This is a genomic window from Corynebacterium glaucum (assembly GCF_002287505.1).
Classification (GTDB): domain Bacteria; phylum Actinomycetota; class Actinomycetes; order Mycobacteriales; family Mycobacteriaceae; genus Corynebacterium; species Corynebacterium glaucum.
The window spans coordinates 269,365-292,347 of record NZ_CP019688.1 but is presented as its reverse complement, the minus strand read 5'-3'; the positions used below and the strand labels follow the sequence as shown (position 1 = coordinate 292,347).

Below are 22,983 nucleotides of genomic sequence, written 5' to 3'. Positions count from 1 at the left end.
TTTATACCTCTTTATGATTCGCCGATTCATAAAGAACCATAAAGTCTCTCCCCTGCCTATTGTTAAACCTCGTGACCCACATCCTCGAGCTCGCCCCCGTCGACCCCGCCGACCCGTTGGCGCTCATGCCCATCCTCGAGGAAGCACTCACCGGCCGCCGCGCCATCCTGCCAGTGCCCACCGACGACCCGCAGCGCGCAAACCTCCTGCGCAACACCCTCGCTCCCGGCCAGCCGATCAAGGACGACATCGCGCTAGTCGTGGCCACCTCCGGCTCCACCGGCACGCCGAAGGGCGCAATGCTCACCACCGCGAACCTTGTCGCCAGCGCCGACGCGACCCACCAGGCACTCGGCGGCGAGGGCCAGTGGTTGCTCGCCATGCCCGCGGCCTACATCGCCGGCATCCAGGTGCTGGTTCGCAGCATGGTCGCGGGCGTCGAGCCGGCCGCGCTCGACCTGTCGCAGGGCTTCAGCATCGCGGAATTCTCTGCCCGCGCCCACGAACTCGCCGACACGGGCGAGCGCACCTACACCGCGCTCACCCCGATGCAGCTCGCAAAAACCCTGTCGTCGTTGCAGGGCATCGATGCTTTACGACGCTTCACCGCCGTCCTCATCGGCGGCGCCGCCGCCAACCCCGCACTGTTGGACTCCGCCGCCAAACTGCGCATCAACGCCGTGACCACCTACGGCTCCTCCGAAACCTCTGGCGGCTGCGTCTACAACGGCACACCCATCCCCGGCGCGCAGGTCAAAATCTCCGACGGCCGCGTCTTCCTCGGCGGCCCCATGGTCGCCCGCGGCTACCGCAACCCCAGCTCACCGGAGCTCGCCGAAGACCTCAAGGGAGGCTGGTTCCGCACCTCAGATGCAGGATCGCTTGTCGACGGCCAACTGCGCATCCACGGCCGCGTGGACAATGTCATCGACTCTGGTGGGTTCAAGCTGCATCCCGAGGTGCTTGAGGAGCTCATGCTGCGCATCCCGGGTGTCACCAGTGCTTGCGTCATCGGCGCACCGGACCCGCGCTTGGGTGAGCGCGTCTGCGCCGCATACTCCGGCTCCGCGACGATCACCCATTTGCTCGACGCCTTCGACGAGCTTGTCGACACCGGCGAGATGCCGCGCTGGCAAGTGCCGAAGGAGCTCAAGATCGTCCCGGTGCTCCCCCAGCTCGGCCCCGGCAAGGTCGACCGCGCCGCCGTGCGCGAGTTGTTCTGAATCTGGGTGGCCCGGATTTTCTACTGCGTTACCAAACCCCGTTTAGCTGCGCCTGCCGCGAAAGAAAATCGAAGGCGTTAATTTGATCGACGTTGCCCGTGGCCAATCGAACACGGTCTCCAGTGATGAGAATGCAATGGGAACCTGGAGGCAGTCCAACGAAAGATGAGAGCTCCCGGTCCAGCACCGTCGGGTCCATTGCCGTGAGGGCCACTTGGATGTAGAGCGTCACATCATCGCGACGAGCTAAAAAGTCGATTTCGCCGCCACGGCTAATGCCTGTGAACACCTCGTACCGCTGGCGTTGAAGCTCTAGAAAAACCTGATTCTCTAGGTCGTGACCGGAGTTGGAACCACGCCGCCCGGTTAACGCGTCGCGAAGTCCAGCATCGACCCAGTAGTACTTGGGTGTGGATTTCAACCATCCTCTGCCGCGTGTGTCGAACCGGTGGCAGGGATAGATTAGGTGCGCATCCGTCATCAGCTTGAGGTAACGATCAACGGTGTCGGTGCTCACCTTCACCCCGCTGGACTTCAGGGTGTTGGAGATCTTGTTCGCCGACAGAGGCGAGCCTGCGTTATCGAGCACGAATGCGGCTACGCGAAGGAACACTGCGGTATCACGAACCTCACCGCGGAGGGCGATATCGCGGGTGAAGATGGAATCGAAAAGATCCCGGTTCATCTGCCTGGTGAGGTCTGGGGTGGTGGCGAGCACGCTTCGGGCAAAGCCACCGGTATCCATCCATCGTTGATAAGAGACGTCGGTGGGCTCAAGTTCAGGTGTCTGTGTGAAGATCCGGAACTCCTCAAGTGAGAGAGGAAAGATCTCAATCGTGATGTATCGGCCAGCGAGGTAGGTCAGCCCCTCCCCCACGAACATCGATGCGTTGGATCCCGTTACGCAAATCTCCACCTGTTCGGTTGAACGCAGCGAGTTGATCACCCTCGCCCACTGGTCCAACTCCTGCACCTCATCAACATGAAGGTGGGTCACCCCGTTCGCGATGGCCTCTACCGCGAACTCGTGGAATGCGTTCGCGTCACGGAGAGCATCGTTGGCCATGTCCTCGAAATTCACTACCAAGATGCGATCCGCGCTCACTCCCTGTGACTCAAGCTCCTCGCGGTACAACTGGAGCAACGTCGACTTGCCACTGCGGCGCACACCAGAGATGAGTCTGACTAGGTCATTGCCTTCGACGGCAAGCAACTCGCCGAGATATTGGGGACGGGGGAACAGGTTCACAATTTACGATCATAATCGTAAATCTCGCCGAAGTGCCCAAGTTTTACGAGTACAGTCGTAAATCCTCTTCCCTTCCGGTGTTCACCGGGCGTTCATTCGGTGACATCGGCGTTGCAAAGCACACGGGTGTAATTTCTGCGACAATCAGGGGGTGTGAGGACCGAGACGCTCCACAGGAAAACGCACACCACGAACCCGAAGTACGCGACGACCCTTACCACCAACCACAACCCGCACGCGCTGCGTTCCAAGGCACATCACCAGCCAGATAAATTCCGCCACAAGCAGCGCCGCCCGTTCATCCGCTTCGTCTAACCCCAGTCTGTAGCCACATGCCGGTGTTGCGGGCATGATAGGTGGCATGACCACCGCGCAGCCCGGCTCCGATGTCCCTGAAAACGCGAACCGCACCGCCTCGCCGAATAACGAAACGCAGGATTCCCCCGAGAAGCCTCGCAACGCCGCGAGGTTCGAGGATTGGTGGGAGGCAGCGCGCCCACACACCTGGCCGAATGCGTTCGCCCCGGTGATCGCCGGTACCGGCGCTGCCGCATTTTGGAGCAGCGCCGACATCGGCCGCGCGCTCCTCGCGCTCGGTGTCGCATGGGCGCTCATTGTGGGCGTGAACTTTGCCAACGACTACTCCGACGGCATCCGCGGCACGGATGAGGACCGCACCGGCCCAACCCGCCTCACCGCCTCCGGTCTCGCACGACCGGAGGACGTGAAGCTTGCAGCGTTCGTCGCCTTCGGCCTCTCCGCCCTCCTGGGCATTGTGCTGTCGATCATGTCCTCCCCGTGGCTCATCCTCATCGGCGCGATCTGCATCGCCGCCGCCTGGTTCTACACCGGCGGTTCGCGCCCCTACGGTTACGCGGGATTCGGTGAAATAGCCGTCTTCATCTTCTTCGGGCTCGTGGCGGTCATGGGCACCGAGTTCGTGCAAACCGGGTTTGTCTCCGGCATCGGGTTCCTTGCAGCGATCGCGATCGGGGCGATCTCTGCCGCGGTGAACCTGGCGAACAATATCCGCGACATTGAAACCGACGCCGCCGCAGGCAAGAACACCCTTGCTGTGCGGCTCGGCTACGGCAGCTCGCGCCTGCTGTTCACCGCGCTCACCCTGGTGCCGTTTGTGGTGTCGCTGCTGCTGGGCACCATCAGCACCCCGGCGCTCCTCGGCTTGGCGGCACTGCCGTTCGCGGTCTCGGCGATCCTCACCGTCCAAAGCGGGGCGACCGGCAAGGAGCTCATCCCCGTACTGGGTATGAACGGCCGCGCCATGCTCGTTTGGGCGATCGTCACCGCGCTCGCGCTGTGGTGGGCCGGTGCCCAGATCGCGGCGATTCAAAGCCACATCTACGACGCCTCCCCCCTCGGTGACACTGAAGCGCTCTTCTACGGCCAGATCTATCGAGAGGGCTTCTTCTAGGCCGCGTTCTAAACCACCGCGCGCAGGCATAGACTTGCCATCGTGTTAGACGTCCTTACCGGGTTTTCGATCATCTTCGTCGTCATCGCGGCGGGGTTTTTTCTTGCCCAAAAGGGCGTGATCCAGCAGAGCAACCGGCTCATGCTGAACCAGATCGCGTTCTACGTCACCACCCCCTCACTGATCTTCCACCGGGTGGCCACCTCGGACACGAGCGTGTTCTACTCGCCGGTGGTGTTGGTGATCGCGATCGCCTCCGTCGCCACGATGGTGATCTACTGGGTACTCAGCGCCGCACTGTTTCGCCGCAGCATCCCCGAGACGATGGCGGGTGCGGCAAGCTCGAGCTACTACAACTCCGTCAACATCGGCCTGCCAATCGCCATGTACGTGATCGGCGATCCCACCTACGTCGTCCCCGCCCTAGTCCTCCAGGTTGCGGTGCTCACCCCGATCATCATCACCGGGCTGAACTGGGGCGGCACCGAGAAGGGCTCCACCCGCAAGGCCATCATCGCGGGACTCACAGCACCGATGGTGCTTGCCGCAGTGATTGGCTTCATCATTTCTGCAGCCGAGTGGACGGTGCCGGAGCCGGTCATGGCCCCGCTGGAAATCCTTGGCGGCGCGTCGATCCCGCTGATTCTCATGAGCTTCGGCGCCTCACTCAAGGGCGACAAGGTGCTGCAGAAGGACCCAAAACCCACCATCACCGCATCCGCGCTGAAGCTCGCAGGCATGCCGGCTGCCGCGTGGGCAATTGGCGTTGCGTTCGGGCTCACCGGGGCGGAGCTCTACGCCGCCGTCATCCTCGCAGCGCTACCGACCGCGCAGAACGTGTACAACTACTCCGCCACGTACCGCGTCGGCGAGACCGTGACGCGTGACACCGTCTTCATCACCACGTTCCTCTCGCTGCCCGCCATGCTCGTGATTGCCTACCTCTTCGGTGGCTGAGGCGGGGCGGAGGAGCCGTCGTCAAGCTAACGCTCTGAGAGCTCCCGCTCGATCCATTCCTTGCGAGCGGTGCGCTGCGCCTTCCATGTGGCGAGTGCTTCGGTGGCTTCGACGCGCTGGCGGGTGAAGAGGAACATGGAAAGCGGAAACGCCACGATCAGCGCGAGCAGCGCGGACATGATCAGCGGCACCGGCGCACCGATGAGCATGGCGAGTGCCTGGATGAGCACGGTGAGACCGATGAACAGCAGCAGCCGGTACAGCCCGTAAATCGCCGCCGCCTTGTTCGCCCGCGCGCGGGCCTGCGGGTCGACGTCGGGTGCTGCTGCGGTTTGGGAAATCTGCTCGCTCACGGTTATTTACAGTATTCGCTGACCAAGTATGTTGGTAGTCATGGGAAGGCTTCTACTCATCGTCTTGGTCGCCGTCGCCATCTACCTCATGTGGCGCGCCTTCGGCCCGGGTTCCAACGAGCGCTACGGCACCGCCTCGAAGCAGCCGCAGCGCCCGGCCATCAAGGGTCCGGACGATGATGAGGAGTTCCTCTGGAACATCGAGAAGAACCGCTTCAAAGAGCGCCGCGCGCGGGAAGAAGCCGAGCGCAAGCGCCGGGAGGAAGAGGAGCGGCGCAAGCGCCGCGAAGAGGGGCTTTAGACCCCGGAAGCCTTTAGCAGAATTTCACTCCAGATTTACGAGAAGTTTTTGGCCCTCGTGAAATCTGAATAGCGTGAGAAAAGTAGTTGCCACCTTTGTCGCCGTAGCCCTGACCACCACAATCACTCCTGCTCTCGCTCAAGATAACGTCGTGAACGGCGATGTCGTCTACTTCCAAGACATGAAGGAGTTCGAGCCCCGCGTCTGGAAAGACGGTAGCGAACATGGAGGAATGGCTCGCCTCGTAACCGTTTTGCAGTCAGTCCAAGAGAAAGAAGATGGTGCTCTTATCGCCGTAGGAGGCGACGTAGCTTCGGGCACACTATTCAACTCTGTTTACCGGGGAAAGCCGTTCGTGGATGCGTTCAACACCATTGGAGTTGATGTCGCAAACTTCGGCAACCACGATTTCGACTTTGGCGCCGAATACGCACTCGAACTGGTCGAGAACGCTTCATTCCCCTGGATTTCGACGAACCTGACGACCCCGGATGACAAGCCGTTTTCTCCTGATGGCGCCACTGCTCTGCTCGATCAGGGTGACTTAAAAATTGGTTTCATTGCTCTCACTCATGAGTTGCAGCGAACGCCCGCCTCGCGCGAGGTGGTAAGCCAGGATTTCATCCCTTCGGCTCGGACCGGAGTGGCTGAGCTTCAAGCTCAGGGTGCAGATTCCATCATTCTGCTTTCCCAGATTGACCGCGACTTGACCCACGACGTTATGGAAGCTTTACCGGATATCGATGCTGCGCTCCGCGAGGAAAACGGGGCACAGACACCGGCTGAACATTCACAGACCACCGATGGACGTTGGATCCTCGCTCCTGAGGCCGATTACGGCACAGTCGAGCACTTAGACATCACGAAAAACCGGGCAACCGGGAAAGTAACGGTGGTTCCAACGAGCATCAAGGTTGATCCCACAGTCGCGGAAGATTCTGCTTGGGCGCAGAAATCCAAGTCTTACTATGAGGAGCTTGATCTCAGCCTCGCAAAGCAGGTTGGTTTTGCAAGACAGGATCTTTCCAAAGCCGACCTTGGCTATCTTGTAGCCGACGGCTACCGCCAGTACTTCGATACCGAGATCGGTTTGCAGAACGGAGGAGGTCAGCGCGCAGAAATTGAGAAGGGTCCCATTACGCTCCGGAGCCTGAAATCGGTCTTGCCGTTCGGCAACTCAGTGACCGCAGTGAAAGCAACCGGTGCCCAAATCCGCCAAGTTTTGGAGCAAGGCATTGAATCCAATCCCACGGGCGGCGGGGGCTTCCCTCGAACCGCTGGTCTTAGGTTCGAGTTCGACCCGGACGCGCCCTTCGGTCAACGAGTTAGCAATATCGAGCTCGAAAGCGGAAAACCATTGGAAGATGCTGCTGAATACACCGTTGCGGTATCGCGCTTCATCGCTGATGGTGGCGACGGGATGACCGGGTTCTTGGAAGCTGAGCGTATTACGTCAGAGATCCCGATCGATGCTGATGTTTTCGAAGAGTATGTGCGCAGTCAGCAGGATTTGCGCCCGTACGAATTCGCGACGACCACGGGTGGCAAGCAGAAGCAGGGATCTTCTAATAGCCCAACCGTGCTCATCTCACTCGCGGCAATGTTAGGAGTTACCTCGATCATTGCCTGGCTGTTTTCAGGCCCAATTCACGCGTTCTTCGGACGGCTTATCAACAGCTAAGGCCGACTCAGGTTGGGGACCAAACCCCATCTGCAGCCCCAGCTCCTCGGCCACCGCTACAACTTTCTCCCAACGCACGCCCGCACCTCCGTGCTCGATGGTGTGCAGGGTCGAGCGGGACACCCCGGCGGCATCAGCGACGTCCTGCTGCAAGCGGCCCACCTCCCGGCGCTGCGCCGCGATCTGCTCGCCTAGCCTAACCAGCGTAGGGTTATCACTCGCCGCTTTACCCTGCTTGTTGCGGGGCTGGTTGCGCGGGCTCATTCGGCGGAGCGCTCTGCGGCCTTGAGGCGTTCTTCCTCTTCGAGCACGCCCGCGAGCTTCTGGGACCAGGCGAGAGAATCTCGCACACCGTCCGCAATCGAGCGCTCCGCTTCCCAGTTGAGCACGTGCTTCGCCTTCTCGGTGCGGGAGGCGCAGCCCACGACATCGCCGTCGCGCGGCGGTGCGGTGCGTACTTCGAGCGGGGTGCCGGTGGCCTCGCCGAAAGCGTCGGCGAGCTCGAACACAGTGGTGCCTTGGCCGGTGCCCAGGTTGATTACGTCGTAGGTGCCTGCCTCGGACTCAACGAGCAGCTTCAGCGCGGAGACGTGCGCGCGGGCGAGGTCCCAGACGTGGATGTAGTCGCGTAAGCCGGAACCGTCGCGAGTCGGCCACTCGGTGCCGGTGACGGTGAAGGGCTCGCCAGCGGTGTGGGCCTCGATCATCTTGCCCATCGCGTGGGTGGGGTGCGGGTTCTGCAGACCGGTGCGCAGCTGCGGGTCCGCGCCGATCGGGTTGAAGTAGCGCAGGCTTAACGCGGTGAGTTTGCCGGTGGCAGCGGTGTCCTCAAGCACGCGCTCCACCATGCGCTTCGACGCCGCGTACGGGCTGAGCGGCTTCACGTCGCTGGCCTCGTCCACCATGTAGTCCGATTCTGGCTCGTACATGGAGGCGGTGGAGCTCAGGATGAAGCGATCGATGCCCGCCTCTTGCAGCGACTCGAGCAGGGTGACCGACTTGCCCACGTTGTTGTCGTAGTACGCCAGCGGGTGCTCGACGGATTCGGGAACAACGATCATCGCCGCGCAGTGGATCACCGCGTCGATGTCCGGGTGCTCCGCAGCCACGCGGGCGACAAGCTCAGTGTCTTCGATGTCGCCGTCGTAGTGGTCGAAGCGGTGGGCGAAGACCCGCAGGCCCGTCGAGTAGTCGTCGAGAATGACGGGCGTGATGCCGTTGTCCGCGCAGCAGGATGCAATAGTCGAGCCGATAAAGCCGGCCCCGCCGGTGATGAGAACCTTCATAATGCTGTCGATGCTAGTTCAAGCCAGCGTATGAGTGCAGCGACGCCGAAACGAAATTCACATAGATCATGTTGAACACGGTCATCGAAAGCGCGAAGACGTTAATCCATGCCGCCTTCGAGTTCTTCCAGCCGGCGGTCGCACGCGCGTGCAGGTAGGCGGCGTACAGCACCCAGGTGATCATGGACACCGTCTCCTTGGCGTCCCAGTTCCACGGGCGGCCCCAGGCCACCTCTGCCCAGATCGCGCCGAAAACGATGCCAATGCCGTACAGCGGCAGGGTGATGATCGCGGTCTTGTAGGTGATCTGGTCCAGTGTCTTCGCGCTCGGCAGCGGTTTGGCGAGTGCGCCGAAGAAACCGCGCTCCTCGCCCTTCGGCTGCCACATGCGCAGCAGGTAGAGCAACGCGAAGATGCCGGACACCACGCCAATCGACGCGCCGATAGACACCGTGGACACGTGTACCGGCATCCAGTAGGACTGCAGCGCCGGCACCACGGGCGCGGCCTGGATGTGGAACACCGTGGAGTTCAAGAACATGACCACGATCATGGGAGAGAGCAGCCACGGCCAGACGGAGTGCCAGCTCTTGCGCTGCACCACCACGGCTGCGACCACCATGATTACCGCGGTCATGAACAGGATGTATTCGTAGAGGTTGCCCAGCGGGAAGCGGTTCGCAGCCAGGCCGCGGGTGACAAAGGCGACGATGTGCAGCGTCACGCCGAACCACACCAGCGCCTGCGTCATACCGGCCCACTTGCGGGCACCGGCGACCCGCTTGTCGTACTCGGCATCGAATTCGGCCGTGTCGGTGGCGTCGGTGTCGGTGGTGTCGGCTGTGGATCCGGCGACCACCACGTCGTCGCTTCCACCGCCGGCGCCGACGGCAACAGCGGTCTTAGCCTCTGCGGACTGCTTCGCGGCGTCGCGCGCTTGGCGTTCCCGGCGCATGTCGATCACACCGAGCAGGCGACCGTAGTAGATGCAGGACATCACCAGCGCGGCAAGGTAAATCACAAACGCCGTGCGGAATGTCAGGTCCGACAGGGCGGCCATTGAAGAATCCACGAGCATGGTGTTTACCCTACTTCACCAGGTGTAGACCACCAAGTACTTACAGGTCTGGCTCGTCGAACTCGCCGTGCTCCTCCGCGTCGGCCACGCCGAAAATGGCCTCCACAATCTCGTCGAATTCGCCGCCCCAGCCCGCGCGGTCGGTGCGCGCCAGACCGGCGATCTCGACGCGGACTGAAGCAGGCGCGTCGTCCTGACCGTCGACAAGCTCATGCACGCGTACCCACACGCGGCGGCGCCTGATGGTCAGCGATGCGGCGAGCGTGGCCAGCATGATCACGGTGGCCACCAGGGTCCACTGTTGGAACGGATCGCGGGAGATCTGGTAGTTGGCGAATTCTGCCGCGCCGTCGAAGCTCACTGACACCGGGCCGGCAGGATCGCCGACGTCGACAAGCATCTGCTCCCCTGGCTCGAGCTGGAGGCGATCGACCTTTTCCAACCGACCGTCCGCGATGAGCGACTGGTCAAGCACGAAGATGTTCTGCGGGCGGCCGGTGTCCAGGCCGGCATCGCCGACGTAGACCTCGACCGCCATCGCCGGATCCTCCATCGCCGGGAACGCCGATTCGAGCATGTCGCCGTTCGGGCCGGTCCAGCGCGCGGTCGGGGCGAAGACACCCGTGATGGCGATCTGGTTCTCGCGGCGCTCGGCGAGATCCGGGTACATGCCGGCCGGCGGGTCGAAGCGCATCACGCCAGAGGAGAGGAAGTTGATCACATCGGTGGGCCGGAACTGCACCATCTGGGTGCGCGATTCGCCGTTCGGCCAGGTGATGGTGACCTGCGGCGCGAACCCGTGGCCTTGCAGGTAGATGCGGTTGCCGTGGACGCGCAGCGGCTTGTTCACCTCGAGGGTGAAGTCCTGCCACTCACTGCGCGGCGCGCTCAAGTCGTCGGTGTAGGAAATGTCGGACCAGAACCCGTTCGCCTGTCCCGTGTTCAAATACTTCGCGCGGAAGTTGTGCGACTCGAAGCAGAATGGCGTCAGCCCGGTGCCGTCGAAAAGCGAACCAGCTTTGAACACGTCGAAGTTGGACGGCGAGGTGTTGCAGAACTCGCGCGAGCGCTCCACCTCGATCGCGTGCGGCGATTCCGAGTTGGTGACCACGATGGCTTGACCCTCATAAAACACCATGCGACCTGCGGCGAACGCGAGCATCATGCCGACTAGCCCGATGTGGAACAGCAGGTTCATCAGCTCGCGGGTGTAGCCGCGCTCAGCCGAAATCGAATACGTGCCCGCACGGTCCTCGGCCGGCTCGTAGCTTTCGGTTCGCCATCGGTTCAGCACCGTTCGCACATGCTTATCGACGCTTCGTTGGTCGCCGTCCACCACACCTTCCGCGTACAGCGGCATGCGCGAGAGGTATTTCGGCGCGCGCGTGGGCGGGGTTTTGTACGCGCGCCAGTGGTCGATCGAGCGCGGGATAATGCAGCCGACGAGCGAGACCATCAGCAAGGTGACAATCGCGATGAACCACGCCGAGGAGAACACGTCGAAGAACTGCAGCTTGTCGTAAATCGGCCCCATGGTGGGGTTCGCTGCCAAGTATTCGTCGACAAGCGTGGTGCTCACCTGGCGCTGCGGCAAGAGTGCGCCGGGGATGGCGGCGAGCGCGAGGAGGAAGAGCAGGATGAGCGCGGTGCTCATGCTGGTCAGCCAGTGCCATGCCTTTTTGAGCCAGGTCAGCATCTAGATCACCGTGGTTCCGAAGCCGGTGGTGAGTTGGCGCGTCCAGCCGATGAAGTGGTTCCACGCGCCGGTAAGCAGCAGGAGGCCGACGATGATCATGGCGATACCGCCGATGATCTGGATGGCGCGCGAGTGGCGGCGCAGAAAGTCGATGCTGCGCACCGCTTTCACGCTGCCGAGCGCGATGAGCAGAAACGGCAGGCCGAGGCCGAGGCAGTAGGCGATGACGAGGACGACGCCGCGCACCGCGGTGAAGCCCTCGGTGCCGACGGAGACGGAGATGATCGCGGCGAGCGTCGGGCCCAGGCACGGGGTCCAGCCGAGCGCGAATACGCCGCCGAGCAGTGGCGCGCCGAGGACGGTCGCCCAGCGTTTCGGCTGCATACGGGTGTCGTGCTGCAATGCCGGGACAGCGCCCATGAACACGATGCCCATGAGGATGGTGATCACACCGCCGACGCGCATCAGCGTGTCCGCGTTGAGGCGGATCATGCTGATCGCGCCAAAGACGGAGACGGTGGCCAGCAGGAACACGACGGTGAACCCGACGATGAACAGCAGCGCGGCACCGGCGACGCGGCCTTGCCGGTTAGTCACGCGCGGGCCGTGCTCGTCGAAGGTCATTTCACCGCCGACGACGCCGGTAAGGTACGACATGTAGCCCGGCACCAGCGGGATCACGCACGGCGAGGCGAACGAGACCAAGCCCGCAAGCGCCGCCGCGAGCATGCCGAGCAGCAGCGGGCCCTCGGTAGCGAGGTTGGAAAATGCTTCGCCCACTAGCTTTCCGCCTCCAGCTGCGCTGTGACCTCGAGCAGATCATCCGCGGTGATTTCGCGCAGGAAGACCGCGGCCGGGCGGTGCTGTTTGTCCAGCACCACGGTGGTGGGGATGACGGAGCTGGGTACGCCACCGAGGAAAGCCGCGGTTTTGAACGGCGGGTCATAGATCGACGGGTAGGTCACGCCGTTATCCAGCAGAAAGTCGCGCGAGATCTCCGGGTTGTGGTCGCGCACGTTGATGCCCAGCACGGTGCCCTGGCCGGATGCCTGCAGCGCCTCCTGGACCTCCTGCAGGTCATCCACCTCGGCGCGGCACGGTGCGCACCACTGCCCCCAGGCGTTGAGCACCACGATCTGGCCGTCGAAGTCGCTCAAGGCGATCTCCTCGCCCGGCTCCATCAGCGATTCTCCGCTGAAATCCTCAAGCGGCTTGCGCTCCGCCTCGTCGTAGAAGATCTCTACTTGCCCGCCCGGCGAGTGGAACGCGAATGTGTCGCCGCCGTCGCTGCCGGTGTTCGCGCACCCCGCCGCAACGGGCAACGTGAGCGCCAGCGCGCACGTGAGCGCGGCAACGGTCTTGGACTGCATGGAAATTGAGCTACCTCGAGATGCGTTGAACTGCGTTTTAGATGATTTAGATGATTTAGATGTGAGCCGCTGGAGTTGCGTACTCCCAGTCAATAACACGGTCACCGTCAAACACAAGTGACGTCACACTCGCCAGGTCGCACTCGCGCTTCGCATGCTGCAGCCGCTTGCCCTGCACATAGCGCTGCACCATCACAATCGGCAGCTGGTGGCTCACCAGTACCGCCTCGTGGCCTTCCGCACGCTCTCGCACATTATCGACGGCCGCGAGCATCCTTTTGAGAATCTCCTCGTAAGGCTCACCCCAGCTCGGTTCCAACGGGTTCGTCATGTGTCGCCAGCGGATGGGGTTGAGCAGCTGGGAGCGCCACCCCTTGGTACGCAGCCCCTCAAACGTGTTGGCAGCTTCGATGATGTCCTCGAGTGTGTCCACTTCGCAGCCGGTGACCTCGGCGATCGGTGCTGCGGTCTCCTGCGCGCGCTCGAGCGGGCTCGCCGCCAGGTAAACCACATCGCGCCCTGCGAAAAACTTCGCGGTTACCGCCGCCATCGAACGCCCGCGCGAGCTTAAGTGGTAGCCCGGCATGCGCCCGTAGAGCAGCTTGTTCGGGTTGTAGACCTCGCCGTGGCGCACGAGGTGCACGGTGGTTCTGGTGTCGTCGCGAGCTGCGCTTGGCTGCGTCATGCTGCGGGCTCCGCCGCCGCGGCCGCCTTCGCAGCGGCGCCAAGTGCCTGCTCGATCGTGCCGAAGTCCTCGGCGGTGAGCGCGGTGGAAACAAACCACGTCTCGAATGCGCTCGGCGGTGCGTACACGCCGGCATCGAGCAGCGCGTGGAAGAACGGCGCATAGCGGAACGTGTCCGCTGCCTTCATATCAGCGAAGTTCGTGCCCTCGCCTTCCGCGAAGCGCACCGAAAGCATGGTCGCGGCGCGCTGGATGTGGTGTGCAACGCCTTCGCGGGCTAGTGCGTCGGAGATCAGCGTGGCCAAGGTGTCCGCGTTCTGGTTGAGCGTCGGGTAGATGTCCTCGCTGGCCAGGCGCAAGCTCGCCATACCGGCGGCCATTGCAACCGGGTTTCCGGAAAGCGTGCCCGCTTGGTAGACGGGGCCGTTCGGCGCGAGGTGCTCCATGATGTCGCGGCGCCCACCGAATGCCGCTGCAGGCAGGCCCCCGGAGATCACCTTGCCAAAGGTGGTCAGATCCCCTGAGACGTTATCTACTCCGAACCAGCCCTGGTAGGAAGTGCGGAAGCCGGTCATCACTTCGTCGATAATGAGCAAAGCTCCGTGGGAGTGCGCGAGCTCTTTGAGCTGGGCGTTGAAGTCATTTTGCGGGGCGACGGTGCCCATGTTGCCGGCGGCGGCCTCGGTGATGATGCACGCGATCTCGTCCGGATTCTGCTCGAAGGCGAGCTGCACTGCGGCGAGGTCGTTGAAGGGCACGACGATGGTGTCGGCGGCCTGCGCGCCGGTCACGCCCGGGGATTCCGGGAGCGAGAACGTGGCGACGCCAGAGCCTGCGGACGCGAGCAGCGCGTCGACGTGGCCGTGGTAGCAGCCCTCGAACTTGATGATCTTCGACCGTCCCGTGAACCCGCGCGCCAGGCGCACCGCGCTCATCGTGGCCTCGGTGCCGGAGTTGACCATGCGCACCTCCTCCACCGAGGTGCGCTGGGTGATCAGCTCCGCGATCTCTACCTCCGCCTCGGTCGGTGCGCCGAAGCTCAGGCCTTTTTCCAGGGCACGGTGCACTGCGTCGAGGATCTCCGGGTGCGCGTGGCCGTGCAACATCGGCCCCCAGGAGTTGACCAGGTCGACGTACGCGTTGCCGTCAGCGTCGATAAGCGTGCTGCCGTGCGCGCTTTCAATGAAGCGGGTCTGGCCACCGACAGAACCGAACGCGCGCACCGGCGAGTTCACGCCGCCTGGGGTGAGCTGCTGCGCGCGGTCAAAGAGCGCTTTGGAGCGAGCGGTGTTGGCTGAGGTTGGCTGCTGCTGGTCGGTCATAATTGCCCAGTCTAGGACATCCGGATTAGCCCGCCGCCTGGTGTGCGTGGGCGCTCTAGTGCGACGCGTCGACTGCCCCACCCATCGCGGCGGTCGCGGCGCGCTCCTTCTTCGACTGGTTGCGGTACACACCGATGAACACGACCACGATCAGGCCAATCGCGATCCAGTTCGCCACCTTCGCGTACTGCTCCAGCACGTAGACCACCGGCTCGCCGATGATCCAACCCAAGCCGAAGTAGAGCAGCGACCACAGCGTCTTCGAGATGAAGTCCAGCAGCATGAACTTCCACGCCGGCATGCCCGTCATGCCCATCAGTACGAACACCACGAGCGCGATCGGCAGCGGAATCGGCACGTAGGCGAGGAAGATGCCCAGCCAGCCCAGCTTCACTGCCCAGCCCTCAACGCGCGCGATGTTCTTCGCGGCGCGCTCAGAGTTTGCCCCCTGCACATCCAAGATGCCGCGCCCCCACAGCTTGCCGGCCCACCAGTAAACCCAGTCGAACTTAATTGCCACGAGCGAGCCAAGGAGCAGGTAGATCCACCAATTGGCAGCCTCCCCCACCGCCGCAAGCGCACCGGTAGAGGCGGCACCCACGCGCGAGCCAGTCAGCGCGAGCATGATCGGCGGGTCGAGGCCGAGCAGCCACGCGCGCAGCGGGATCATGCACAGTCCAAAGAGTCCGGCAAAGCCGAACCACGCCAGGCACCAGTAGTCGGCCTTGGTGGGTTTGGAGTTCCAAGGCAGGCCCTCTTCCTCCCACCACTCCTTCTCGGCAGGGGCCTCAACAGCAGCTTCGATCGGAGCCTCGGCAGCAGCCTCGCCCTCGGGCACCCCTTTCGGTTCGTGCGCGTCCGCGTTGTTCGTCATAGGTGATCAACCTAGCCCACGCGCGCGCGAAACCCCGCCTTGGAACCAGGCTCCCAGCTCGCCAGTACAGGGCAGTTAGAGCAAATGCTTGACGACGGCCCTCGCGTCCGCAATCACAGCAGGCACGCCTACCCCGCTCGCCCAGGCTCCGGTAACGCGGATCGAGGGGGCGTCGTGAAGCAAAAGCTCCTTGACCCGCGCGACGGTGCTGAGGTGCTGCTCGTCGAAGCGGGGCAGCCCGCCGAACCAGCGCTGCACGTAGATTTCTTCGAGGCCGGCGGCGCGACCGTCGAAACCGGTGACGGTCTGCAGGTCATCAAGGGCCCAATCCACGAGGTCGTCCTCGTCGGCGCGGATGGCCACGTCGTCGCCGAAGCGGCCAAAGCTGGCGCGCACGAGCGCTCCCCCGCGCTCGGCGAGGTGCGGCCATTTACGCGAGGAAAGGGTGAACGCCTTCGCGCGCACGTCCTGCTCACCTGCGGCAACGAGCACACCGGAGTTCTGCGGCAGGCCCTCGTCGGTGGCAAAGCGCATGCCCACGACCGCGGAGTTGGCGAGCTGCACCGACTTCAGCTCCGCGGCCACGTCGGGCGCTATCTGTTTGAGCAGAAGCGCTGCCGTCGGCGCGGGCACCGCAAGCACGATCTTGTCGTAGACGCGGTCGCGCCCATCCTCGTCGCGCTCGCCGCCCTTGAGCGTGAAGCCGTCGCCCTGGCGCGCGATGCCGGAGATGAACGCGTCGATGTAGATGGAGGCACCGGACGCCTCGGCAAGCGTTTCGTAGAGCTCCTGGTAGCCGTCGCGGAACGCGTTGAAAACCGCACCCTGGCCGGTGGGCAGTTGCTTACGGGCGTTCTCCAGGTTGCGCACGGCGGTGGACAAGTGGACAGTCCCGTGAAGCGAGCCTTGCTCCGCGCCTTGCTCGCGCACGAGCCGGTCAAACTCGTCCGCCAGCTGCGGAATCGTCGCGCGCACGCCGAGGTCATCGGCCGCGCACGAGTACACGCCGCCAAGCAGCGAGGTGACAATGTTGTCCACAACTTCGTCGCCGTAGCGCTCGCGCACCAGCGCGCCAACATTCATGTCCCCGCCGACGGTCCATGCAAATCCCTCGCGCTCGGACTCAGCATCGATGCGCGCCGCAGTTTCTGCAGAGACCAGGTGCGCCACACCCTCGCTTGTCGACGGAATGCCCATGATCCCACCGCGCGGCAGCGACTCTGTGCGCCCGTCGAGATAGACCAGCGAGCCCAGCCCAGAAGGTTCAACCAGCGACTCCCCCAGACCCAGCTCGCGGAAGAACTCCACCGCGTCCGCCCGGCGCGCCATGAACGCCTCGGCGCCCATGTCCGTCGGGCCGCCTTCGAACGGCACGGTGTAGAGCTTGCCGCCGATGCGGTCAGTGGCCTCGTAGACATCCACATTCAGCGCGTCTACAGCGCCCCCTGCGTCTACAGCGCCCCCGCCCCGCTGCCCCAACTCGTATGCACAAGTCAGCCCAGCAAGACCGGCGCCGATAATTGCAACTCGCATTTACGCCTCCTCGCTTACCATTTCGCCCGCTGGCTCGTGGATGATCCGCACAGCCTCCGTAATCGCGTCCGCGTCGGTGGTCGGCAGCACGCCGTGGCCCAGGTTGAAGATGTGGCCCGTTGCGGTGCCTTCTGTCATCGCCTGCGCCGCCTCCGCCTTGATCCGCGCCACCTCGCCGCGCACCACGTCCGTACCGGCAAACAGCATTGCCGGATCCAGGTTGCCCTGCAAGACTCGCGGCGAGGAGAACCTGCGCGCCGCCACATCCAGCGGCACGCGCCAGTCCACGCCCATCACCTCAGGGCCGGCATCGGACATCGCTCCAAGCAGCTCACCGGTTGCGACGCCGAAGTGAATGCGCGGGATCTCACCCGCCACAGACTCCAGAATCTGCGTCGAGTACGGCAGCACGTGCTCGCGGTAGTCGCGCTCGGTGAGAAAACCCGCCCAAGAGTCAAACAGCTGCATCGCGTCAATTCCCGCGTTGACCTGCGTGCGCAGGAACGCGGTAATGGTCGGCACCAGCTTCTCCATCAGCGCGTGCCACGTTGCCGGATCCGCATGCATCATCGCCTTTGTGCGCTCGTGGTTCTTGCTCGGCCCGCCCTCAATCAGGTAGCTGGCCAGCGTAAACGGCGCGCCCACAAACCCGATCAAGGCCTGGGCATCAGAAAGCTCATCGAGGATGATGGCAATGCCGTCAGCAACCTCAGCCACATCAGCCTCAAGCACAGGAAGCTTATCGACGTCCTCTCGACCGCGAACCGGCTCCGCCACCACGGGACCTTTGCCTGGCACAATCTCCACGTCCACCCCGGCCGCCTTCAGCGGCACCACGATGTCGGAGAACAAGATCGCCGCGTCCACGTCGTGGCGGCGCACCGGCTGCAGCGTGATCTCCGCGAGTAATTCAGGCATGAAGCAGGAGTCGAGCATCGCAATGCCCTCGCGCACCTCGCGGTACTCCGGAAGTGAGCGCCCGGCCTGGCGCATGAACCACACCGGCGTGCGTGCAGGTGTGCGTCCGTTGGCCGCTTCGATCAGCGGGGCATTCGAGAGGTTGCGTCTGGTCATGATGTTCAAGCCTACCGGCCGCACCTACGGCCTAAAGCCTCCAGACTGCGGGAAGCGGCCCGCGCGGCGGGAGCGGTATTCAATCACCAGCGAGCTGCCAAGCATGAGCAGCGTCGCGCCCATCGGAGGGAGGATAGCGAGCGCCGCAAGGACTACCGCCACGCCGTTGTACACCCCGGCCAGCACCATGTTGGAGTCGATGATGCGGCTCACCCGTCTGCCGTGCTCGAGGAGCTGGGGTACTGCACTCACATCGTCGCGCATGATCACCGCATCCACCTCTGCCCCGGGACGCGCGTGCCCAGCCTCGAAGAACTCGTCGTCGGAGTAGATGATGCCCACGTCGGCGACCTTGACCACGTCCATCACAGACGCGCTGCCCACCATCGCCACGTTCGCCCCGCGGGTGTGTACCTGCCGGACCGCGGCAGGCTTGTTTTGGGCCGTGATCCCCGCCAGCACAGAGGTGATGCCGAGGACGTCGGCAAACCTGCGCGCCACCGCGTAGGTGTCGCGCGAGAGCATGACGGTGGTTATACCCATCTTCTCCAGCTGGTACACCGCGTCGGCAGCGTCCGCCTTGAACGGGTCGTGCAGCGTGATCACGCCGCGGTCGCGTCCTTTGTAGCGCACCACGATCGGTGTACCGCCGCTCGTCGCCGCCAGCGCAAGCCGGCCGCTGAGCTGAGAGAGGTTGGTCGGTCGCCACAGCCGCGCGTCGAGGCGGGTGGCCTCCGTTTCACCCGAGTCGGCCGCCTCGTTCTCTACCGCGCCCGCAACGCCTACCTTGCCGGCAACATCCAAGGTGTCCAACGCATCGCCAGTATCCACCCGGCGGGCAACCACGCGACCAGCGCAGCTACCGTCCTGGTTCACCTCGGCGCCCTCCGGCTCCACGCGCCACGGAGTGCCGTGATCCTTGGCCTCGCGCGCGGCGGCGACAATCGCTCGCGCCGACGGGTGGTTCGAGTCCACCAGCAGCGCCGCGGCGATGAGCAGCACCAGGTCGACGTCCTCGCCTTGGGCGGCGGTGATGGTTTCCACCGTCATTTCTGGCTCGACCAGCGTGCCCACCCGGTTGAACACCACGGTGTCTATCTCTTCAGCTCGTCGCAGCACGGCACCGTCTCGCACCAGGATGCCGTTACGCGCGGCAGCCTCGATTCCGTTGCGGGTCGCAAGCGCCGGCGAGATCGCCAACGCGACCGGTGCGACAACCGCAAGGATCGCCAGCGCGGTGGAGAATGCCGCGTTGTAGTCGCCGGTGAGAAGCACCCACATGCCGAAGTCGAGCAGGGCAAGCACATACGCAGCCGGAATCAGCATGCCCGCTGAATGCGTTGATACCGCCGTCGCCTCGTTCTCACGTTTCGAGGCGTCAGCCACCCACCGGCTCACGGACGCCCATCGCGTCGCGTGGCCGATGCGTTTCGCGCGTACCTTCACCCGGCCGCTCTCAATAACTGTGCCGGCAGCGATGCTGTCGCCGACTTTCAATGTCGGGTGCGAGGAGCCGTCGACAAGCAAATAGTGCACTGTGGCGCTGCCGCCGATGACTTCTCCATCGACCGGAACCACCTTGCCCGGGGTGAGGACGAGGTCATCGCCGCGGTTGATTTCGCTGGCGGGCAAGAGTGCGTCCTCGCCACGCCCGCGGCGGGTGACCTCGTATTCCTCCTCCGGGCCGGGTGTTAAGCGGCGCATGGCATCGACGAGGTTCTCGCCGACGCGTTTGGTGAAGTAACGTCCGATCAGCAGCATCGCAGTAATACCGCACGACACGTCAAGGAAGATCTCGAGCTCGTCGCCGCGGCGTGTGGGCAACCATCCGCCGGAGGAAGTCCAGCCGATGTCTCCTGCTGGGGTGAACAGCAGCGCGATAAGCGACCACAGATAGGCTGCGATGATGGCGACGGAGCTTGCGCCGTCGAGTGCGGAGATACCGCGGCGCACGCCGCCCGCCATCGCCCGGTGGAAGGGAAACGCGCACCACAGCACAACCGGGGTGGCCAGGGCGAAGGCGACCCACTGCCAGCCGTCAAACTGCAGCGCGGGCAAGTACGACAAGACGATGACCGGGAGAGACAGCACGATTGCCGCGATCAACCTCGTGGGCGTGACCAGGTCGCGGGCCGTGAACAGCACGTCAAAGTCGGATTCCTGGTCGGCTTTCGGCTCGGTGCGGCGCAAAAATCCTGCTTCGCGCGCGGCTGAAAGGTCTGCGGCGACGAGCCGGCGGCGCTTCCGCACGCGCTCCGAGACACCGTGGTTGGTTTGGCGCAGCGTATGGCGCTCTGGTGAATTGGCGAGCAGCTGGCGGCGGCGCAGCGTGGAATCCGTCATCGTGGCTTTCACACCGAAGGACGCGATGAGCTCTTCCAGGCTTTGCGGGTCCAGGTCCACTGGCGCGGTGATCCACGCCATTGAAGTGGAGTACACCAGTTGCGCGGTGACGCCTGGTACGGATTCCAACGCGGCCTCGATGGTGCCCAGCTGCGGGCCGTCCTCCACGCCTTCAAGTTCAAAGGCGTAGGAGGCGTTCGTGCGGTTGCGGTCGCCTTCTGCTTCGCGCACCGCCTCGGGGTCGGTTTCTACGCCGGCGAGCTTCGCGGCGTCGCGTGCCAGCGCAATCGAGCGCGAGAGGTCTTTGGAATGGTCTTCGGCCACGTCTGCGACCCCTGCCTACTTCAGCCCCAGCCAGGGGTCGCCGCTGCGCTCAGCGATGAACGCGTTCGACGCCGGCCGGAACATGAAGAACACCGCGAACGCGAGAACGAACACGATGACAAACCCGGCCCAGCTGGAGACCTTGACAAAGAACCCGGCGAAGTTGAGGAACATGGCAAGGCCCACGCACACGCTCAGCACCGTGCGCGCCCGCTTCGAACCCTGCTGCAGAAAGGACGCGGCGGCGGTGATGCACACGGCCAGCACCAGGTTTCCAACGGCCACGAGGTACATGTTCGTGCGGAAGAATTGCAGCGCCTCCGCGCTGAGTCCTTCGGGCATGCCAGCGGCGATCATGAGCATGCCGGTGACCAGCATAAACACCGCCGCAACAAGGTAGAGCCAGTAGGACATCCGCAGCGGCTGCGGCCAAGTGTCGCCAACAGTGCCAATGAAGCGCCGGTTCCGGTCGTTCGGGTCCGACACCAGCGTCGGAAACATGCCCGCCATGAGACTCCTTTACTTGCCGCCGAGCGGACCTGGGCCGCGCTTGTCGCGCTGCTCAGGCGGTACGCCAGCCTCGGCCCACTGGATCGACTCCCTTTGCGAAGCGTAGAACACGCCCAGACCACCTGCCACGGCAACCAAAATCTGCACCACGCCGTCAAAGCCGTAGAACGCCATTGGGATTGCCGTCGACGTTGGGTGCGTCATGAACAGCGCCAGCGCGCGGATGCCGAAGAAGATGCCAAAGATCTGCAGCAGCCGGCGCGCGTTCGGTGCCCACCGCTTCTGCTTGTTCAGCGCCAGCAGCGCGGCGGTGAACATCGCCAGAATCGCCAGCTGAATCAGCGCCATGATCGCCACGGATGACCACATCGCCGCATTCATCACCGAATCAGACAGGGCACCCTCTTGCCCGCGCGCAGCCTCACGAGAGGCCTCACGCAGGGGTGCCGGGTCGATCACGATGCCCACAATTTGCAGGATCTGGTGCAAAAGCTCCCCGAGAATCATCGCAGCCCAGCACCCCAGCATGAATCTCACGGCCTCAGGCTTGGAACCCTTTTTGCTTGTCGACGCCTCGTCGACCGCCTTTGGCTCCACATGCGACGCGGAGTTGGGGTTGATCGGGGGAAGACTCACCATGGTGTGGCTCCTTAATGCCTATCGCCCACCGGCCGCCCGCAGCGCGCGGGAAGCTTCGATGGCGTAGTAGGTGAGGATCTGGTCTGCACCGGCGCGCTTGATGCCAATCAGCGCTTCCATCATCGTGTCGTGGAAGTCGATCCAGCCGTTTTGACCTGCGGCAACCAGCATCGAGTATTCGCCGGAGACTTGGTATGCCGCCACCGGCACCGGGGACATCGCGGCAACCTGAGACAGCACATCGAGGTACGGCATGGCCGGTTTCACCAAGACAAAGTCGGCACCTTCGTCGAGATCTAGCTCAACTTCGAGCAGCGACTCGCGGATGTTCGCCGGATCCTGCTGGTAGGTGCGGCGGTCCCCGGTCAGCGACGAGCCGACCGCGTCGCGGAACGGGCCGAAGAACTTTGAGGCGTACTTCGCCGAGTACGCCATGATGGCCACGTCTGTAAAGCCGGCTTCGTCGAGCGCCTCGCGGATCACGCCGATCTGGCCGTCCATCATCCCGGACGGGCTCACGATGTGCGCCCCGGCCTCGGCCTGGGCGAGCGCCATCTTCGCGTAGAGCTCGAGAGTGGCGTCGTTGTCCACTACCTGGCGCCCGAAGCGGTCTGTGGCGACCACGCCGCAGTGGCCGTGGTCGGTGAACTCATCGAGGCAGGTGTCCGCCATGATGAGCAGGTCATCGCCGAACTCCTCACGCAGCGCGGCGAGACCGCGGTTAAGCACCCCGTCTGGGTCCCACGCGATCGAACCTTCGGCGTCTTTCGCGGCGTCCTCCGGCACTCCGAAAACGTCGACGCAGGTCACTCCGGCCTCGAGTGCCTCGTGGCAAAGCGCTTTGAGCGAATCCGTGGTGTGTTGGAACACCCCGGGCATGGACGAAATCTCGCGCTTTTCCGTGATGCCGTCGGCCACGAACACCGGCAGGATGAAATCCGCCGGGTCCAGGCGCGTTTCCGCCGTCAGCGCACGCAGCTGCGGGGTCTGCCGCAGGCGGCGTGGACGGCGGGGATTGAAATAGGTCTGCGGGTCAAACACCATGCGCCCCAT

The 22,983-nt window shown here is 63.8% G+C and carries 23 protein-coding genes; 6 read left to right on the top strand and 17 right to left on the bottom strand.

Features of this window, described 5'->3' with window-relative positions; all coding sequences use genetic code 11:
* Nucleotides 1–71: 71 nt before the first annotated feature.
* The gene (gene menE / locus CGLAU_RS01415) at nucleotides 72–1,223 is read left to right on the top strand and encodes an o-succinylbenzoate--CoA ligase (protein WP_095660969.1); all 1,152 of its coding nucleotides are present in this window, start codon (nucleotides 72–74) and stop codon (nucleotides 1,221–1,223) included.
* A 28-nt stretch (nucleotides 1,224–1,251) separates the two neighbouring features.
* Here menE and CGLAU_RS01410 read toward each other — a convergent pair whose 3' ends face one another.
* Nucleotides 1,252–2,472, bottom strand: coding sequence for an ATP-binding protein (locus CGLAU_RS01410; RefSeq protein ID WP_095659151.1), 1,221 nt, complete (start codon nucleotides 2,470–2,472; stop codon nucleotides 1,252–1,254).
* A gap of 153 nt (nucleotides 2,473–2,625) precedes the next feature.
* On the opposite strand from CGLAU_RS01410, the gene CGLAU_RS12205 reads away from it, so the two are divergent.
* The 3 genes from CGLAU_RS12205 to CGLAU_RS01400 are packed head-to-tail and all read left to right on the top strand — an operon-like array spanning nucleotide 2,626 to nucleotide 4,861.
* On the top strand, nucleotides 2,626–2,787 hold the full coding sequence (locus CGLAU_RS12205) for a hypothetical protein (protein ID WP_157731225.1): 162 nt from the start codon (nucleotides 2,626–2,628) through the stop codon (nucleotides 2,785–2,787).
* A 46-nt stretch (nucleotides 2,788–2,833) separates the two neighbouring features.
* Nucleotides 2,834–3,904 carry a 1,4-dihydroxy-2-naphthoate polyprenyltransferase gene (locus CGLAU_RS01405; protein ID WP_095659150.1) on the top strand — a complete coding sequence of 357 codons (1,071 nt, stop codon included), beginning with the start codon at nucleotides 2,834–2,836 and terminating at the stop codon, nucleotides 3,902–3,904.
* Between the two features lie 42 nt (nucleotides 3,905–3,946).
* Nucleotides 3,947–4,861 (top strand): AEC family transporter, encoded by a 915-nt coding sequence (locus tag CGLAU_RS01400; protein ID WP_095659149.1) that lies wholly within the window; start codon nucleotides 3,947–3,949, stop codon nucleotides 4,859–4,861.
* 26 nt (nucleotides 4,862–4,887) lie between these two features.
* On the opposite strand, the gene CGLAU_RS01395 is transcribed toward CGLAU_RS01400, so the two are convergent.
* A complete protein-coding gene (locus CGLAU_RS01395) occupies nucleotides 4,888–5,214 on the bottom strand; it encodes a DUF4229 domain-containing protein (protein ID WP_232507145.1) in 327 nt (108 codons plus the stop codon).
* Nucleotides 5,215–5,254: 40 nt separating this feature from the next.
* Between CGLAU_RS01395 and CGLAU_RS01390 the strand changes: the two genes are divergently transcribed.
* Both CGLAU_RS01390 and CGLAU_RS01385 read left to right on the top strand, forming a co-directional pair.
* On the top strand, nucleotides 5,255–5,515 hold the full coding sequence (locus CGLAU_RS01390) for a hypothetical protein (RefSeq protein ID WP_095659148.1): 261 nt from the start codon (nucleotides 5,255–5,257) through the stop codon (nucleotides 5,513–5,515).
* Nucleotides 5,516–5,588: 73 nt separating this feature from the next.
* Complete coding sequence (locus tag CGLAU_RS01385) at nucleotides 5,589–7,196, top strand: bifunctional metallophosphatase/5'-nucleotidase (RefSeq protein WP_157731224.1); 1,608 nt, start codon at nucleotides 5,589–5,591, stop codon at nucleotides 7,194–7,196.
* Here CGLAU_RS01385 and CGLAU_RS01380 read toward each other — a convergent pair.
* The 15 genes from CGLAU_RS01380 to hemB all read right to left on the bottom strand — a co-directional run bounded on the left by CGLAU_RS01380 (nucleotide 7,152) and on the right by hemB (nucleotide 22,974).
* The gene (locus CGLAU_RS01380; RefSeq protein WP_095659146.1) at nucleotides 7,152–7,460 is read right to left on the bottom strand and encodes a helix-turn-helix domain-containing protein; all 309 of its coding nucleotides are present in this window, start codon (nucleotides 7,458–7,460) and stop codon (nucleotides 7,152–7,154) included. The genes CGLAU_RS01385 and CGLAU_RS01380 overlap by 45 nt on opposite strands.
* Entirely contained in the window at nucleotides 7,457–8,482 is a 1,026-nt protein-coding gene (gene galE / locus CGLAU_RS01375; protein ID WP_095659145.1) for a UDP-glucose 4-epimerase GalE, read from the bottom strand. The genes CGLAU_RS01380 and galE overlap by 4 nt, the downstream gene beginning before the upstream one ends.
* A gap of 13 nt (nucleotides 8,483–8,495) precedes the next feature.
* Entirely contained in the window at nucleotides 8,496–9,560 is a 1,065-nt protein-coding gene (gene ccsB, locus CGLAU_RS01370) for a c-type cytochrome biogenesis protein CcsB (RefSeq protein ID WP_095659144.1), read from the bottom strand.
* A 40-nt stretch (nucleotides 9,561–9,600) separates the two neighbouring features.
* Nucleotides 9,601–11,256, bottom strand: coding sequence for a cytochrome c biogenesis protein ResB (locus CGLAU_RS01365; RefSeq protein ID WP_095659143.1), 1,656 nt, complete (start codon nucleotides 11,254–11,256; stop codon nucleotides 9,601–9,603).
* Nucleotides 11,257–12,036: a cytochrome c biogenesis CcdA family protein gene (locus tag CGLAU_RS01360; RefSeq protein WP_198304966.1), complete on the bottom strand. Its 780-nt coding sequence runs from the start codon at nucleotides 12,034–12,036 to the stop codon at nucleotides 11,257–11,259.
* The gene (locus CGLAU_RS01355) at nucleotides 12,036–12,626 is read right to left on the bottom strand and encodes a TlpA family protein disulfide reductase (RefSeq protein WP_095659142.1); all 591 of its coding nucleotides are present in this window, start codon (nucleotides 12,624–12,626) and stop codon (nucleotides 12,036–12,038) included. Before CGLAU_RS01355 ends, CGLAU_RS01360 begins: the two co-directional genes overlap by 1 nt.
* A 55-nt stretch (nucleotides 12,627–12,681) precedes the next feature.
* On the bottom strand, nucleotides 12,682–13,311 hold the full coding sequence (locus tag CGLAU_RS01350; RefSeq protein WP_095659141.1) for a histidine phosphatase family protein: 630 nt from the start codon (nucleotides 13,309–13,311) through the stop codon (nucleotides 12,682–12,684).
* A complete protein-coding gene (hemL, locus tag CGLAU_RS01345; protein WP_095659140.1) occupies nucleotides 13,308–14,633 on the bottom strand; it encodes a glutamate-1-semialdehyde 2,1-aminomutase in 1,326 nt (441 codons plus the stop codon). The genes CGLAU_RS01350 and hemL overlap by 4 nt, the downstream gene beginning before the upstream one ends.
* A 55-nt stretch (nucleotides 14,634–14,688) precedes the next feature.
* Complete coding sequence (locus CGLAU_RS01340) at nucleotides 14,689–15,507, bottom strand: DedA family protein (RefSeq protein ID WP_095659139.1); 819 nt, start codon at nucleotides 15,505–15,507, stop codon at nucleotides 14,689–14,691.
* Nucleotides 15,508–15,582: 75 nt separating this feature from the next.
* Nucleotides 15,583–17,040, bottom strand: coding sequence for a protoporphyrinogen oxidase (locus CGLAU_RS01335; protein ID WP_095659138.1), 1,458 nt, complete (start codon nucleotides 17,038–17,040; stop codon nucleotides 15,583–15,585).
* On the bottom strand, nucleotides 17,041–18,114 hold the full coding sequence (gene hemE / locus CGLAU_RS01330; protein ID WP_095659137.1) for a uroporphyrinogen decarboxylase: 1,074 nt from the start codon (nucleotides 18,112–18,114) through the stop codon (nucleotides 17,041–17,043).
* A gap of 24 nt (nucleotides 18,115–18,138) precedes the next feature.
* Nucleotides 18,139–20,781 (bottom strand): heavy metal translocating P-type ATPase, encoded by a 2,643-nt coding sequence (locus CGLAU_RS01325; protein WP_095659136.1) that lies wholly within the window; start codon nucleotides 20,779–20,781, stop codon nucleotides 18,139–18,141.
* Nucleotides 20,782–20,796: 15 nt separating this feature from the next.
* A complete protein-coding gene (locus CGLAU_RS01320; RefSeq protein WP_095659135.1) occupies nucleotides 20,797–21,291 on the bottom strand; it encodes a hypothetical protein in 495 nt (164 codons plus the stop codon).
* A 9-nt stretch (nucleotides 21,292–21,300) separates the two neighbouring features.
* The gene (locus CGLAU_RS01315) at nucleotides 21,301–21,930 is read right to left on the bottom strand and encodes a hypothetical protein (RefSeq protein WP_095659134.1); all 630 of its coding nucleotides are present in this window, start codon (nucleotides 21,928–21,930) and stop codon (nucleotides 21,301–21,303) included.
* Nucleotides 21,931–21,948: 18 nt separating this feature from the next.
* Nucleotides 21,949–22,974, bottom strand: coding sequence for a porphobilinogen synthase (gene hemB / locus CGLAU_RS01310; RefSeq protein ID WP_095659133.1), 1,026 nt, complete (start codon nucleotides 22,972–22,974; stop codon nucleotides 21,949–21,951).
* Between the last annotated feature and the right edge of the window lie 9 nt (nucleotides 22,975–22,983).

What these genes read in the sequence shown, in the direction of transcription:
- CGLAU_RS01405 (WP_095659150.1), top strand. Translation starts at nt 2,834, where the DNA reads ATGACCACCGCGCAGCCCGGCTCCGATGTCCCTGAAAACGCGAACCGC.
- CGLAU_RS01390 (WP_095659148.1), top strand. Translation starts at nt 5,255, where the DNA reads ATGGGAAGGCTTCTACTCATCGTCTTGGTCGCCGTCGCCATCTACCTC.
- CGLAU_RS01380 (WP_095659146.1), bottom strand. Translation starts at nt 7,460, where the DNA reads ATGAGCCCGCGCAACCAGCCCCGCAACAAGCAGGGTAAAGCGGCGAGT.
- galE (WP_095659145.1), bottom strand. Translation starts at nt 8,482, where the DNA reads ATGAAGGTTCTCATCACCGGCGGGGCCGGCTTTATCGGCTCGACTATT.
- ccsB (WP_095659144.1), bottom strand. Translation starts at nt 9,560, where the DNA reads ATGCTCGTGGATTCTTCAATGGCCGCCCTGTCGGACCTGACATTCCGC.
- CGLAU_RS01365 (WP_095659143.1), bottom strand. Translation starts at nt 11,256, where the DNA reads ATGCTGACCTGGCTCAAAAAGGCATGGCACTGGCTGACCAGCATGAGC.
- CGLAU_RS01355 (WP_095659142.1), bottom strand. Translation starts at nt 12,626, where the DNA reads ATGCAGTCCAAGACCGTTGCCGCGCTCACGTGCGCGCTGGCGCTCACG.
- CGLAU_RS01350 (WP_095659141.1), bottom strand. Translation starts at nt 13,311, where the DNA reads ATGACGCAGCCAAGCGCAGCTCGCGACGACACCAGAACCACCGTGCAC.
- hemL (WP_095659140.1), bottom strand. Translation starts at nt 14,633, where the DNA reads ATGACCGACCAGCAGCAGCCAACCTCAGCCAACACCGCTCGCTCCAAA.
- CGLAU_RS01340 (WP_095659139.1), bottom strand. Translation starts at nt 15,507, where the DNA reads ATGACGAACAACGCGGACGCGCACGAACCGAAAGGGGTGCCCGAGGGC.
- CGLAU_RS01335 (WP_095659138.1), bottom strand. Translation starts at nt 17,040, where the DNA reads ATGCGAGTTGCAATTATCGGCGCCGGTCTTGCTGGGCTGACTTGTGCA.
- hemE (WP_095659137.1), bottom strand. Translation starts at nt 18,114, where the DNA reads ATGACCAGACGCAACCTCTCGAATGCCCCGCTGATCGAAGCGGCCAAC.
- CGLAU_RS01320 (WP_095659135.1), bottom strand. Translation starts at nt 21,291, where the DNA reads ATGGCGGGCATGTTTCCGACGCTGGTGTCGGACCCGAACGACCGGAAC.
- CGLAU_RS01315 (WP_095659134.1), bottom strand. Translation starts at nt 21,930, where the DNA reads ATGGTGAGTCTTCCCCCGATCAACCCCAACTCCGCGTCGCATGTGGAG.
- hemB (WP_095659133.1), bottom strand. Translation starts at nt 22,974, where the DNA reads ATGGTGTTTGACCCGCAGACCTATTTCAATCCCCGCCGTCCACGCCGC.